Origin of the sequence: Mucilaginibacter sp. AK015, assembly GCF_014200785.1 — a bacterium.
Classification (GTDB): domain Bacteria; phylum Bacteroidota; class Bacteroidia; order Sphingobacteriales; family Sphingobacteriaceae; genus Mucilaginibacter.
Map to the genome: position 1 here is coordinate 1 of NZ_JACHCV010000007.1, position 12,044 is coordinate 12,044.

Below are 12,044 nucleotides of genomic sequence, written 5' to 3' on the forward strand. Positions count from 1 at the left end.
ACACGCCTTAATCTTTTCTCTTTACCCTTTTCTTCTGCAATAAAATTATTCTTATTCTCCTTGTAAACAACTCCTATACAAACATAGGATGACGTTAGGGGAATTGTGTTTTCGTCGACAGCAAAGCAGCTTCGGACGAACGCGGGCAGAACGATGATGGCCTTGAGCGGGGCAAGGGCATAGCAATACTTGCCCGAAGCGCAGGGGCCACGCGCGAACGAAGTTGAGGCAAGATTTTGCAGCCCGCGGTTCTGCCTGCTTTGCGGGGCAAAAGCCTTGTGCGCAAAGAAGCCTTTTTGCTGACTTGATTTTTGCTTCTTTTGTTTCAAGACAAAACGGCGAAGCCCTCTTGAGCACCTTAAAAAAACAAACAACAGCGAAAAACAAGTAGCCCTCCGCGGCAATGAGCGGACCGGCGTTCATGAAAGCACAGTACTTTATCTCTTCTTCGTTAGCAATGGCAGTGAGAAGTATGAATCGTCAGTGGATGTCACTTTCTTTTCTCTCAAAAGAAAGTGACCAAAGAAAAGTCGCGGCTGCGTCCTGCTCTGTCAAAGTTAGTGCCGAGGCAGTGCTTGTGCTACCCGAATAGGCCAATGCCGCATTTTTAGGTTGCGTTAAGGCAGTGGGGGACCTATCGAGGATTGCCACGCTACGCTCGCAATGACGTTAAGGGATTGTGTTTCCACGTCAGCAAAGCAGCTTCGGGCGAAAGCGGGTAGAACGATGGTGGCCTTGGGCGGGGTAAGGGCATAGCAATACTTGCCTGAAGCGCAGCGGCCAGGCGCGAACGAAGTTGAGGCAAGATTTTGCAGCCCGTGGTTCTGCCTGCTTTGCGGGGCAAAGGCCCTGTGCGGCAAAGAAGCCTTTTTGCTGACTTGAATTTTTGCTTCTTTTGTTTCAAGACAAAAGAAGTAGCCCTCCGCGGCAATGAGCGGACTACCGTTCATCAAAGCACAACCCTATCAGGGGCTGCTTACTTATTCTTGTGTACGTAATCCTCAAGCGCAAACTTATACTCATCGCGACTAAAAAGATCATTGATATCCAGATACGATTTGTAATTGGTAGTGTACTCAAAAGCATATTTAGCGGCGGCCAGTTTAGAGTCGTCGGTAAGGAACTGATTAAGCAGAGTGATCAGCTGCGTTACTGTAATACCCACATCCTTGCTGTTTAGTTTGGCTTTAATCACCGCAATCTTCTCCTCGTCGTTACGCTGCTGCTGCATCTCTTTCAAAATAGCCTTTGCCTGCTCGTTGGACATGGCCTGGGTAGGGTGCTTAATTTTGTCTGCCGGTGTGGCGTGGATGGCGCTTATGGGTTTGGCGATGGTTGGGGTTGCCTGCGCGATTGTGGTAGAAAGCAGGATGATGGGGATCAATAGTTTCATTGCTGATTAGGGTTATTGGGATTAAATGTAAGAAGAAATTCCAAAAATGAAAACGGGGACTCTTCTCTATCAGAACAATTTACAGCATTTTTTTCTTATATCATCATGCGCCTACCCGTCCTATTAAGTTTCCTCATCCTCACTCTGCTTTCGTGCGGCGGGGATAAGCCTACGTACACCATTACGGCGGCGGATACGGTAGCTGATACTGCCGGGCGCAAAACAGTGATACTGGCGCCTACGGACGGCACTGCTGGCATGAATAATATCAACGTGGGCAATACTACCCCGTCGCAATTGATCGCCTTTGCCCGCACTGCCATCGGTATACCCTATAAATATGGCTCTACCGACCCGCAGCAGGGGTTTGATTGCTCGGGTTTTATTACTTATACCTTTAATCATTTCGGTATTGCTGTGCCGCGCACCTCGGCCGATTTTACCAATGTAGATCACGAGGTATCATTAAAAGATGCACGCGCGGGTGATCTTATTCTGTTTACAGGTACCGATAGCACTGTACGCATAGTGGGCCATATGGGGATTGTAATTACCAACCCCGGCGAAGAACTTCAATTCATTCACTCCACCTCGGGCCGCGACAATGGGGTTACCATATCGGCCCTAACCAAAGGCTACCAGGAAAGATTTGTAAAAGTGGTACGGATATTCCGTTAAGCAAAAAGCGCAAAGTCCAAAGCTAAAAGCTTTCTGCTTTAGTCTTTTCGCTTTCAGCTAAATTAATACTGTCCTATACTCAGCAGCACCAGCGTGCAGGCATAATCTGTAGCTATACCGTTATCGTGAGCAAGGCGGCGCAGTTCGCTGTTTTCGGTACCGGGGTTAAAAATTATCCGTTTGGGGTGGGTGTTGATGATATAATCGTACAAAGGCGGCTGGTTTTGCGGGCCAACGTACAATGTAATCGTATCTATATCGGTATGGATGGTTTCAGGTTTTTCGATAGGCACGCCGGCAACCTCACCGGTTTTTATACCCACGTTAACAATACTGTGCCCGCTGCGTACCAGCCGGTTGGCGGCAAGGTAAGCATAACGGCTTGCATCGGGCGTGGCGCCCAGTATCAGTGTTTTTTTGTCGGCCATGGTGTAATAACGTGCAAGGTAGTGGTTTGGTTTGCAGTTCGGAGTTGGCGGTATGCTTTTTACATGGCGGTGATTTACTCACCCAGTCGTTGCTTCGCTCGACCCCCCACTCACCGCGTTGCGCAAAGAGGGGAAAAAAAATATTTCTCACCCTCTTTACGAAGTAGAGAGGGTCGACCCGCGAAGCGTGGTCGGCGTGAGTGAATCATCGCCATTTTCAACGTTTTTGACCCATCCTCAATCTCTCATCAAAAAATAAAAATAATTTAAAATGTTTTCAAACCATGCTCGTCTTTATCTTTAAACACATCATAAATTGACAGCAGCATCGATGCCCCAGGATACCAACAGCCACATCATACAAACCATTGCGTCGTATGGTAAAAACCTGTTGGGGTTTATCCGCAAGCGGGTAAAAAGCGATGCCGATGCCGAAGACATTCTGCAGGATGTTTGGTACCAGTTTAGCAATGTGGTAAATGCGGGGCCTATTGAGCAAACCAGCGCGTGGTTATACCGGGTGGCTAAAAACAAAATTATCGACAAGCATAAAAAGCATACCGAAACCCTTTTGGACGATATGCTGCCTGCAACCGATGATGACGATGACGACACCCCGGATTTTCAGTCGATATTACTTACTGAAGCCACCACGCCCGAAACGCAGTACCTGCGCAATCTTTTTTGGGACCAGCTTTTTGTAGCGCTCGGCGAGCTGCCCGAAAACCAGCGGCAGGTATTCATCTGGCAGGAACTTGACGATATCCCGTTTGAGGAGATTGCCAAGCGCACAGGCGAAAACATTAACACCCTGGTATCACGCAAGCGGTATGCGGTACTACACCTGCGCAACAGGTTAAAACAATTGTATAAAGAGATAACAGAATATTAAAAACATTAAAAATAAAAACAATGAAAAACGCATTTTATAAAGGTAGGTTCATTTTTATCCCTATCGGCATAGCGGCTATTTTAGCGCTGGCAAGCTTTGTGGTAATGCAGCTTTGGAACCACCTGCTGCCCGATATTTTACATGTAACCACCATTAGTTTCTGGCAAGCCATGGGCATATTCATCCTGTGCAAAATACTGTTTGGCTTTGGCGGCCCAAAAGGCCGTGGCGGTGCGCCCTGGATGCGCCGCAAACAAATGATGCAGGAAAGGTTGGCAGGAATGTCGCCCGAGGAACGCGAGCGATTTAAGGAGCAAATGAAGGACCGCTGCGGCTGGGGCGGCCGTGGCCGCCACCGCGACGACTGGCGCGATGCCTGGAAAGACGCGCCCATAGCCGAGAAAGAGTCAAAAACAGAATAAGTAGCTCTTGTCAGTCTGAGCTTGTCGAAGACTTAGCAAATAGATGCTTCGACAAGCTCAGACTGACAATTATAAGTTTATCAACCAAAGCCCTACTACCTATGGATGTAATGATATTTAAAACAAGCGTTGCCAGCAGGCAGGAAGTAAACCGGATACACCCGCTGTTAATTTCGCTGGCAGAAATAAAGCAATACAACTTCGACCTGGAAGACTGTGATAACATACTGCGCGTGGTAAGCAGCGGCATCGAGCCGCAAACCATTAACCATATGCTGCAAATAGCCGGGTTTACCTGCGAGGAACTACCCTATTAAGATTGCAGCAAGCCAGTTGATAGTTTGCAGTATTGCCTTTTTTGCTAACTGCCAACTTAAAACTGCTAACTGAAACTAACTTACTATCCTGTTCAGCAAGGCTATCTGGCCGCTATGATAAACGTGGTGCTGTATCAGGCCTTCAATTAAGGCTTCATAGCTTACACCTTTACCGCCCAGTTCCGGGTCACGGTGGTCGTTAATAGGCCCATCCCAGCTACTATCAGGAAACTTTTGAATAACGCCTTCCAGCGTAACATTGGCCAGCTTAAAATCGGCTATTAGCTGCTTCCATTTACCCGCATCAGGGTGGCCCGGATCGGGCCAGTCGCCGCCTGCGGGTTCACCGGCGGTTTGGCCTTGCATGCGGTCGGTAATCTCCTGCGTCCAGCCCAGCATATGTAATAATATACCGGCAATGCTGTGTACCGAACCGGGAGGCACTTCATACGCCGCCTCAAAGGTTATGTTTTCAATAATATCGTAAGTAGCCGGCCCGTACCAGGGGTCGTTAGATAGGATCTGCTGTAAAGAATCCTGAAGTTTTTGGGCGATGGTTGTCATATTTCTTTTAACACCTCCTATTAATATTGGTTTGATGTTAGTCTTATCGAAGAGCGGTGGGCCGACAAAAAACCGGGCCGATGGGCAAATGCCTGTGCGGGGAAGGATTTTTTTGTCTTGATTTTTTGGTGACTTTTGTATCAAGACAAAAGTTACTAAGCCCCTGCGGCTATGAGCAGACTGCCATTCAAACAGCACAAACTCACGGGAGATTGCTTCGTCCCTCGCAATGACGTACTGATGCCTTAATCAAAATATCTCGCTACCCCATCAGCACAATTCACGCCGTCAATAGCGGCAGAAATAATGCCACCTGCATACCCTGCCCCTTCGCCGCAGGGAAATAAGCCTGCAACTTGCGGGTGCTGAAAAGTCTCCCTGTCGCGCGGAATTTTTATGGGCGATGAGGTGCGCGATTCCACACCAACCAATATCGCTTCGTTTGTATAATATCCCTTCATCTTACGACCGAATACAGGTAATGCTTTGCGCAGGCGGTTATGGATCCAATCGGGCAGCACCTCTTTCAGGTCAACACTTTTGCAGCCGGGCAGGTACGAGTTTTCGGGCAGATCGGTTGATACGCGGCCTTCCACAAAATCTATCATGCGTTGCGCCGGGGCAACCAGGTTACTGCCGCCGGCTTTAAAGGCCAAATGCTCTACCTGCTGCTGAAAGTTCAGCATCCTGAACGGGTCGTTCATATCACCCTTTACATCTTCCATATTTATTTGCACCACGGTGCCCGAGTTAGCAAAAGGATTGTTGCGTTTACTTGGGCTCCAGCCGTTCACCACAATCTCGTCCTGCGCGGTAGCGCATGGGGCTATGATACCGCCGGGGCACATACAAAACGAAAATACGCCCCTGTCCTCTACCTGCTCTACCAAGTTGTAATAGGATGGCGGCAAATCGGGGCCACGGTATTCGCAGTGGTACTGGGCGCGGTCAATAATTTCCTGCGGATGCTCTATCCGCACGCCCAGTGCAAACGGTTTGGCCTCTATCAAAATATCCTGGCTATGCAGCATCCTGAAAACATCGTGCGCAGAATGTCCTGTAGCCAATATCACGGCATCTGCCAAAAGCTTTTCGCCGGTAGTTAATTGTACACCTTTTATCTTACCAAACTCCACCAACAATGCCGATACTTTAGTATCAAACAGCACTTCGCCGCCTGCCTCCAAAACACTTTCGCGCATGGCGGTGATGATCTGCGGTAATTTGTTGGTGCCGATGTGCGGGCGGGCATCTACCAAAATATCTTCGGTAGCGCCGTGGGCGACGAAGGTTTTAAGTACGCCGCTAACATCGCCGCGCTTTGTACTCCGGGTGTAAAGTTTACCGTCCGAATAAGTGCCTGCCCCACCCTCGCCAAAGCAATAATTACTTTCGGGGTTTACCAGGCCCTGCTTGTTGATGTTGGCCAGGTCGCGGCGGCGTTGTTTAACATCCTTACCACGCTCTAATATGATGGGTTTAAGGCCATGCGCAATACATTGCAAAGCGGCAAAGATCCCCGCAGGGCCTGCGCCTACAATAATAACCCTTTTGGCATCTTTTACATTTTTATATTGGGGAGTGTAGCTTTCAATTTGTACCGGCTCATCTATAAATACCCTTACCTGCATGCGGTAAAGCACCTTGCGGCCGCGCGCGTCTATCGAGCGCTTAAAAACCTTTATACCAGTAATTCTTTTTTGGGGAATATTAATGGCTGTTGAAGCCAGGCCTGTTAAAACCGCTTCATCCTCGTGCTGCCCGGGCTGGCAAACAATTTCTGCTTCCTTTATCATAATGGTATGCCGGGTTTTTATCCCGGATATGGCAAAGATACATTTTTAAGTATGCAGTTAATAGTTGGCGGGTTAATGGCATGCGCGATTCCTCCCGGCGGGAGGGTGCAGGGAGAGAATTAATTAAAAAATCAACCCACTGTTACGCTCTGCCACTAAGCTACGTAAAGCTAATAGCTTAGTGTAATTAATACACTTAAAAGCGTTCGGTAAAGAACGGTTGACCGTCCGCTATCGTACACTTAAAAAATAATCTAATAAATATTATTCTGATAATCAACATGTTATAAAAACGGCGCTGTTTTGGCATAGGCCGTTGTATCGTAAATAATAAAGAAATGATGACCACCGTTGATAACCGCTTACAAACACTTTGGGAAGGCTGCCTGCGTAACGACAGGAAGCAACAAGAGATGTTATACAAAGCTTTAGCGCCAAAAATGCTTGCGGTTTGCATGCGCTATGCTAATGATAAAGACGAAGCCCAGGATATATTGCAGGAAGGCTTTATCAAAATGTTCAAGAACATGAGCAACTACCGTGGCGAAGGCAGCCTTGAAGGTTGGATCCGCCGTATTATGGTACATAGCGCTATATCCCGTTACCGTAAAGCCAAAAACGTGGTATTGGTTGAGGATTTTGCCGAACAGGGCATCCCGGTTAGTACCAGCTATAATGATAACGGATTAGAAGCCGGCGATCTGATGAACATGGTTCAACAATTGCCCGATACTTACCGCTCCGTTTTCAACATGTATGCTATCGAGGGCTTTTCGCACCAGGAGATAAGCACCAAACTGGGCATGAGCGAATTATTGTCGCGCACCACCCTGCACCGTGCCCGCATCATCCTGAAAGAAAAACTGAACAGATTAGCTGTTAGAGAACGCCACTGTATGGCTGGGTAATAAGCCTCTCCCCGGGCCTCTTCAAAGGAGCGGGAGACACACAACACTCCACCAACCAAACTTCACAATGATTTATTGATTACTAAAGGCATGGCCGCCGGGTTAATCAATAAATCAAAAGGTGAGCAACTCCCGCTACCCACCTTTTAATTACTATTAATATTCCTATCAAGAATGTATTGGGGTTATAGAAACTAATCTCTAATCACCACTCTCTACCTTTTAACGATGCTTGCTGCTCATGTAAAACACCATCTCGCCGCCATTCATGATATCGTGGTGCGTAATGGTTAAGCTGTTATACGGTTTGCCGTTGAGCATCATTTTTTGTACGTAAACGTTTTTCTCGCTTTGGTTTTTAACGGTTATCTTAAAAGTTTTGCCGTTGCCAACCTGTATGGTGGCGTTGTTTACCGAGGGGCTGCCGATTGAATAATCAACCGAACCCGGCGCTACCGGGTAAAAGCCCATCGAGCTGAAAATGTACCAGGCACTCATTTGGCCGGTATCATCATTACCGCCTAAACCGTCGGGTGTTGGTTTGTACATGCGTGGCAATATCATCCGGACGCGTTCCTGTGTTTTCCACGGCTTGTCAGTCCAGTTGTACAGGTAGGCTACGTGGTGCGACGGCTCGTTACCATGTACATAGTTACCGATTATACCATCGCGGGTAATATCCTCGGTTTCGGCAAAGTACTTGTCCGGCAGGTTCATGGTGAACAGCGAATCCAGGTAAGGCACAAAGCGCTTGTTGCCACCCATCAGTTTTATCAATCCTTCCGGGTCCTGCGGTGCAAACAGGGTATAATTCCAGGCGTTACCTTCAATAAAGCCTTCGTTAATGGTGCTCAATGGATCAAACTTGGCGCGGAAGGTACCATCCGCTTTCCTTGGCCTCATAAAGCCCGATTTGGCATCGTACACATTTTTATAATTTTGGCTGCGTTTTATAAACTCGTTATAGATATCGGTCTTCCCTAACTTTTTCGCCATTTGTGCAATAGCCCAGTCGTCGTACGCATACTCTAAGGTATTAGATACCGATACGCCTGTTTTTTCATCGGGTACATAGCCCAGGTCCATGTATTCGCCAATGCCCTCGTAGCTGCGGTGGCGGGCGGTGGTTACGCAGGCCATTAAAGCTTTTTCGGCATCAAACGGCGCGTTACCTTTCACAACCGCATCTGCTAAAACTGCTACACTGTGGTAACCGCTCATGCACCAGTTCTCGTTGGCCGAGTTACTCCAAACCGGCAGCATCTTTTCGGGACTTTGATCAAAATGCACCAGCATCGATCGTACCATATCTGCATTGCGCTGCGGTTGTATGATATTAAACAACGGGTGCAGGGCGCGGTAGGTATCCCATAGCGAGAAGGTAGTATAATTGGTAAAGCCATCCGCTTTGTGCACGTTTTGATCGAGGCCTTTGTACTGCCCGTCAACATCCATGTAAACGGTTGGGTTTATCATTGTATGGTACATGGCGGTATAAAAATCCTGCTTGCGCTCGGTACTGGCGTTAATAGTGATTTTCTCCAGTTCGGTTTCCCAAAGCTTCTGGCCGTCAGCCTTTACCTTTTCAAAATCCCAGCCCGGTACTTCGGCCTGCATATTGGTTAAGGCGCCATCCATGCTCACCGGCGATAGCGCGAATTTGATCTTGATCTTTTCGCCTTCCTCTGTTTTAAAGTCAAAGTAAGCGCGTATCTGCTTTCCGGCTATTTCAGGAAAGTTTTTGCTTTGATTGAATTTGCCCCAAAAGCCGCCGTACACTTCGCGCTTATCATATTTTTTAAACCCGTGCTGAATGAATTTTTTGTTAAAGGCCATGGCAAAGTAAAGGGTACGTGTACGCGCCCAGCCGTTGGTTTGGCGGTAACCCACCAGCGTGCTATCGTTCAGCAGCTTTACGTATGTCCAAACGTTTTTATCCGGGTAGTTGTAGATACCGGCCATCAGGTCTAATATCACATGAGATTGATCTGATTTTGGGAACGTGTATTGGTGAAACCCAACGCGCGCGCTGGTGGTCATTTCGGCTGTGATGTTCGAGGCGTCCAGCTTTACTTTGTAATAGTTAGCCTCGCTTACCTCGTTGGCATGCGAAAACGCCGAGCGGTAACCACTACCAGGTACATCTGCTACACCCGGATTTAGTTTAAGCTGACCTACGGTTGGCATTATCAAAAAATCGCCCAGGTCTGAATGCCCTGTACCGCTAAAATGGGTATGGCTAAAGCCTACTATGGTTTTATCTTCGTACTGGTAACCGGCGCAGTATTCGTAAACCTTAGGGTTATACCTGCCGTTAAGTTCATAGCTGGCGGTATCCGTTTCGGGGCTAAGCTGTACCATGCCAAACGGAACGGTAGCCCCGGGGTAGGTATGCCCCATGCGCTGGGTGCCAATAATGGGTTTTACATATTGTACAAGGTTTTCGTGTTTGTTTTGCGCAGTGGCCTGCAGCGCGGTACAAATAAAAAGGGCGGCAAATATCTTTTTCATTTATCGGGTAATGATAGTATGTGTCAGTAAATAGTTATCAATGGCAAATATAAAATCATATACCATGTTAGCCGTATTTAATTACATTTACCAGGCAATAATTGCCATTATGGCGTAAATATTATGTTTTGTAACAACGGTATGCGTTTTGTAATCTAATTTGTAAATTCACATTACTATAAAAAACTAAAAAACACACAATGAAAAATTTATGGATCGTAATAGCTGTTGTGATAGTGCTTGCCCTTATGGGTGGCTGCAGTTACAACGGCATGGTGAAGTCTGACGAGAACGTAAAGAGTAAATGGGGCCAGGTGCAAACCCAATATCAGCGCCGCAGCGATCTTATCCCTAACCTGGTATCGACGGTAAAAGGCGAAGCCAATTTTGAAAAAGGTACGCTTACCGAAGTAACCAACGCGCGTGCAAGGGCTACTTCAATACAGGTTGACCCAACTAAGCTTACCCCCGAAGCGATACAGAAATACCAGGAAGCACAGGGGCAGCTAAGCACCGCTTTAGGCAGGCTGCTTGTTGCATCAGAAAATTATCCAACACTTAGGGCTAACGATGCCTTTAGAAACCTGCAGGTGCAGTTAGAAGGTACCGAAAACCGGATAAGTGTGGCCCGTAAGGATTTTAATGATGCTGTACAGGCCTACAACAGCAAGATCCGCACTTTCCCGGCCAACATTACCGCAAAGGTGTTTGGGTTTGCCGAAAAAGGATATTTCCAAAGCGAAGCCGGTTCGGATAAAGCGCCAAAAGTTCAGTTTTAAGATTTCACTGATAAGGATGACCTCGCCGGTTTTTTACCGGTGAGATCATTCCTACAAGACATGTAATCAACATTTTAATCTGTGTAATCACAACCAATATGGCAGTATTTACCGAAGAGGAACAGCAGCGCATACAAACGGCTGTTGCTGATGCCGAGAAGGATACATCTGGCGAGGTACGCGTTTGTATTGAAAAAACCTGCACCGACGACCCGCTTAACCGTGCCGTGAAATACTTTACGCAGCTCGGGATGGAAAAAACCAGGCTCCGCAACGGCGTACTCATTTACGTGGCCACTGTCGACCGTAAGTTTGCAATAATAGGCGATGCCGGTATTAACGCAGTGGTACCCGCCAATTTTTGGGATAGTACCAAAGAGGAAATGCTGAGCCAGTTTAAGTATGGCAACCTGGTTGAAGGCATTGTTAGCGGCATTGAAAATACCGGCGCGCAGCTGAAAAAATATTTCCCTTATATGCTTAACGATAAGAACGAACTGCCGGACGATATCGCCTTTATGGATGGCAATTAACAATAAACAATGTTAAAAAGAACAATATTGTGGCTCGTGCTGGTGCTATGCATCAATACAGCCTTCTCGCAGGACATCCCCGAAAGATCCGGCACGCTTGTTACCGATTATACGGGTACCTTATCCGCATCAGACAAACTAAAGCTTGAGGATAAGCTAAACAACTACAACGATTCTACCAGCACGCAAGTAGCCGTTGTTATCATCAAATCAACCGGCGATTACGATATCAACCAATATGGCGTAGAGCTTCTGCGCAAGTGGGGCATTGGTACCAAAGAAAAGAACAACGGTGTTTTGGTACTGGTTGCTATAAACGACCGGAAGATGGCCATTCAAACGGGGTACGGCGCCGAAGGTGCGCTGCCGGATATTACTACCCAGGAGATCATCCAAAATGATATGAAACCCCGTTTTAAGGAGGGCGACTATTATGGCGGGTTAGATGCCGCAACTGACGACATTATTAAAGCCATGAAGGGCGAATACAAAGCCGACGCAAAAACAGCTAAACGCAAAGACGATGGCGGCGGTTCTGCAGGGTTTATCGTTATTATCGTAGTTATTATCCTCATTATTATTTTCCGCAAACGCGGCGGCGGGGGCGGCGGCGGCCGTATCATTGGCGGCCGTGGCGGCGCAAGTCCCTTTTGGTGGTTTTTAGCAGGCAACATGCTTGGCGGCGGCGGACGCAGCAGCGGCGGCGATTGGGGCGGCTTCTCTGGCGGCGGAGGCGGCTGGGGAGGCGGCGGTGGTGGTTTCGGCGGCTTTGGCGGCGGAAGCGGCGGCGGCGGCGGAAGCAGCGGCAGCTGGTAAGCTGTGT

14 protein-coding genes are annotated in these 12,044 nt (G+C 47.8%); 8 read left to right on the plus strand and 6 right to left on the minus strand.

All coding sequences use genetic code 11. The features are described from left to right. Together HDC91_RS18960 and HDC91_RS18965 are read right to left on the minus strand one after the other, a co-directional pair. Positions 1 to 329: hypothetical protein (locus HDC91_RS18960; RefSeq protein WP_183554906.1), on the minus strand; the 329-nt coding region annotated here is incomplete at its 3' end. A gap of 647 nt (positions 330 to 976) precedes the next feature. Next, positions 977 to 1,393, minus strand: coding sequence for a DUF4476 domain-containing protein (locus HDC91_RS18965; RefSeq protein WP_183554908.1), 417 nt, complete (start codon positions 1,391 to 1,393; stop codon positions 977 to 979). A gap of 105 nt (positions 1,394 to 1,498) precedes the next feature. Between HDC91_RS18965 and HDC91_RS18970 the strand changes: the two genes are divergently transcribed. Then, positions 1,499 to 2,071: a C40 family peptidase gene (locus HDC91_RS18970; RefSeq protein WP_183554910.1), complete on the plus strand. Its 573-nt coding sequence runs from the start codon at positions 1,499 to 1,501 to the stop codon at positions 2,069 to 2,071. A 62-nt stretch (positions 2,072 to 2,133) separates the two neighbouring features. On the opposite strand, the gene HDC91_RS18975 is transcribed toward HDC91_RS18970, so the two are convergent. Continuing rightward, positions 2,134 to 2,499 (minus strand): CoA-binding protein, encoded by a 366-nt coding sequence (locus HDC91_RS18975; RefSeq protein ID WP_129877370.1) that lies wholly within the window; start codon positions 2,497 to 2,499, stop codon positions 2,134 to 2,136. A 316-nt stretch (positions 2,500 to 2,815) separates the two neighbouring features. On the opposite strand from HDC91_RS18975, the gene HDC91_RS18980 reads away from it, so the two are divergent. The 3 genes from HDC91_RS18980 (at position 2,816) to HDC91_RS18990 (ending at position 4,130) form a co-directional block, all read left to right on the plus strand. Further along, positions 2,816 to 3,391, plus strand: coding sequence for an RNA polymerase sigma factor (locus HDC91_RS18980; protein WP_255476797.1), 576 nt, complete (start codon positions 2,816 to 2,818; stop codon positions 3,389 to 3,391). Positions 3,392 to 3,411: 20 nt separating this feature from the next. Continuing rightward, positions 3,412 to 3,813: a hypothetical protein gene (locus HDC91_RS18985; RefSeq protein ID WP_183554912.1), complete on the plus strand. Its 402-nt coding sequence runs from the start codon at positions 3,412 to 3,414 to the stop codon at positions 3,811 to 3,813. A gap of 101 nt (positions 3,814 to 3,914) precedes the next feature. Beyond that, positions 3,915 to 4,130 carry a hypothetical protein gene (locus HDC91_RS18990; protein WP_162430243.1) on the plus strand — a complete coding sequence of 72 codons (216 nt, stop codon included), beginning with the start codon at positions 3,915 to 3,917 and terminating at the stop codon, positions 4,128 to 4,130. Between the two features lie 75 nt (positions 4,131 to 4,205). On the opposite strand, the gene HDC91_RS18995 is transcribed toward HDC91_RS18990, so the two are convergent. Then, positions 4,206 to 4,694 carry a DinB family protein gene (locus HDC91_RS18995; protein ID WP_183554914.1) on the minus strand — a complete coding sequence of 163 codons (489 nt, stop codon included), beginning with the start codon at positions 4,692 to 4,694 and terminating at the stop codon, positions 4,206 to 4,208. A gap of 245 nt (positions 4,695 to 4,939) precedes the next feature. Continuing rightward, entirely contained in the window at positions 4,940 to 6,490 is a 1,551-nt protein-coding gene (locus HDC91_RS19000; RefSeq protein WP_183554916.1) for an NAD(P)/FAD-dependent oxidoreductase, read from the minus strand. A gap of 338 nt (positions 6,491 to 6,828) precedes the next feature. Between HDC91_RS19000 and HDC91_RS19005 the strand changes: the two genes are divergently transcribed. Further along, positions 6,829 to 7,398 carry an RNA polymerase sigma factor gene (locus tag HDC91_RS19005; RefSeq protein WP_183554918.1) on the plus strand — a complete coding sequence of 190 codons (570 nt, stop codon included), beginning with the start codon at positions 6,829 to 6,831 and terminating at the stop codon, positions 7,396 to 7,398. Between the two features lie 222 nt (positions 7,399 to 7,620). On the opposite strand, the gene HDC91_RS19010 is transcribed toward HDC91_RS19005, so the two are convergent. Next, complete coding sequence (locus tag HDC91_RS19010; protein ID WP_183554920.1) at positions 7,621 to 9,909, minus strand: GH92 family glycosyl hydrolase; 2,289 nt, start codon at positions 9,907 to 9,909, stop codon at positions 7,621 to 7,623. 200 nt (positions 9,910 to 10,109) lie between these two features. On the opposite strand from HDC91_RS19010, the gene HDC91_RS19015 reads away from it, so the two are divergent. The 3 genes from HDC91_RS19015 (at position 10,110) to HDC91_RS19025 (ending at position 12,037) form a co-directional block, all read left to right on the plus strand. Next, the gene (locus HDC91_RS19015; RefSeq protein WP_162430236.1) at positions 10,110 to 10,688 is read left to right on the plus strand and encodes a LemA family protein; all 579 of its coding nucleotides are present in this window, start codon (positions 10,110 to 10,112) and stop codon (positions 10,686 to 10,688) included. A 98-nt stretch (positions 10,689 to 10,786) separates the two neighbouring features. Then, complete coding sequence (locus tag HDC91_RS19020; protein ID WP_183554921.1) at positions 10,787 to 11,221, plus strand: TPM domain-containing protein; 435 nt, start codon at positions 10,787 to 10,789, stop codon at positions 11,219 to 11,221. A 9-nt stretch (positions 11,222 to 11,230) separates the two neighbouring features. Next, the gene (locus HDC91_RS19025) at positions 11,231 to 12,037 is read left to right on the plus strand and encodes a YgcG family protein (protein ID WP_183554923.1); all 807 of its coding nucleotides are present in this window, start codon (positions 11,231 to 11,233) and stop codon (positions 12,035 to 12,037) included. Positions 12,038 to 12,044: the final 7 nt, after the last annotated feature.

What these genes read in the sequence shown, in the direction of transcription:
- HDC91_RS18975 (WP_129877370.1), bottom strand. Translation starts at nt 2,499, where the DNA reads ATGGCCGACAAAAAAACACTGATACTGGGCGCCACGCCCGATGCAAGC.
- HDC91_RS19000 (WP_183554916.1), bottom strand. Translation starts at nt 6,490, where the DNA reads ATGATAAAGGAAGCAGAAATTGTTTGCCAGCCCGGGCAGCACGAGGAT.
- HDC91_RS18965 (WP_183554908.1), bottom strand. Translation starts at nt 1,393, where the DNA reads ATGAAACTATTGATCCCCATCATCCTGCTTTCTACCACAATCGCGCAG.
- HDC91_RS18970 (WP_183554910.1), top strand. Translation starts at nt 1,499, where the DNA reads ATGCGCCTACCCGTCCTATTAAGTTTCCTCATCCTCACTCTGCTTTCG.
- HDC91_RS18990 (WP_162430243.1), top strand. Translation starts at nt 3,915, where the DNA reads ATGGATGTAATGATATTTAAAACAAGCGTTGCCAGCAGGCAGGAAGTA.
- HDC91_RS19010 (WP_183554920.1), bottom strand. Translation starts at nt 9,909, where the DNA reads ATGAAAAAGATATTTGCCGCCCTTTTTATTTGTACCGCGCTGCAGGCC.
- HDC91_RS19020 (WP_183554921.1), top strand. Translation starts at nt 10,787, where the DNA reads ATGGCAGTATTTACCGAAGAGGAACAGCAGCGCATACAAACGGCTGTT.
- HDC91_RS18995 (WP_183554914.1), bottom strand. Translation starts at nt 4,694, where the DNA reads ATGACAACCATCGCCCAAAAACTTCAGGATTCTTTACAGCAGATCCTA.
- HDC91_RS19005 (WP_183554918.1), top strand. Translation starts at nt 6,829, where the DNA reads ATGATGACCACCGTTGATAACCGCTTACAAACACTTTGGGAAGGCTGC.
- HDC91_RS19025 (WP_183554923.1), top strand. Translation starts at nt 11,231, where the DNA reads ATGTTAAAAAGAACAATATTGTGGCTCGTGCTGGTGCTATGCATCAAT.
- HDC91_RS18985 (WP_183554912.1), top strand. Translation starts at nt 3,412, where the DNA reads ATGAAAAACGCATTTTATAAAGGTAGGTTCATTTTTATCCCTATCGGC.
- HDC91_RS19015 (WP_162430236.1), top strand. Translation starts at nt 10,110, where the DNA reads ATGAAAAATTTATGGATCGTAATAGCTGTTGTGATAGTGCTTGCCCTT.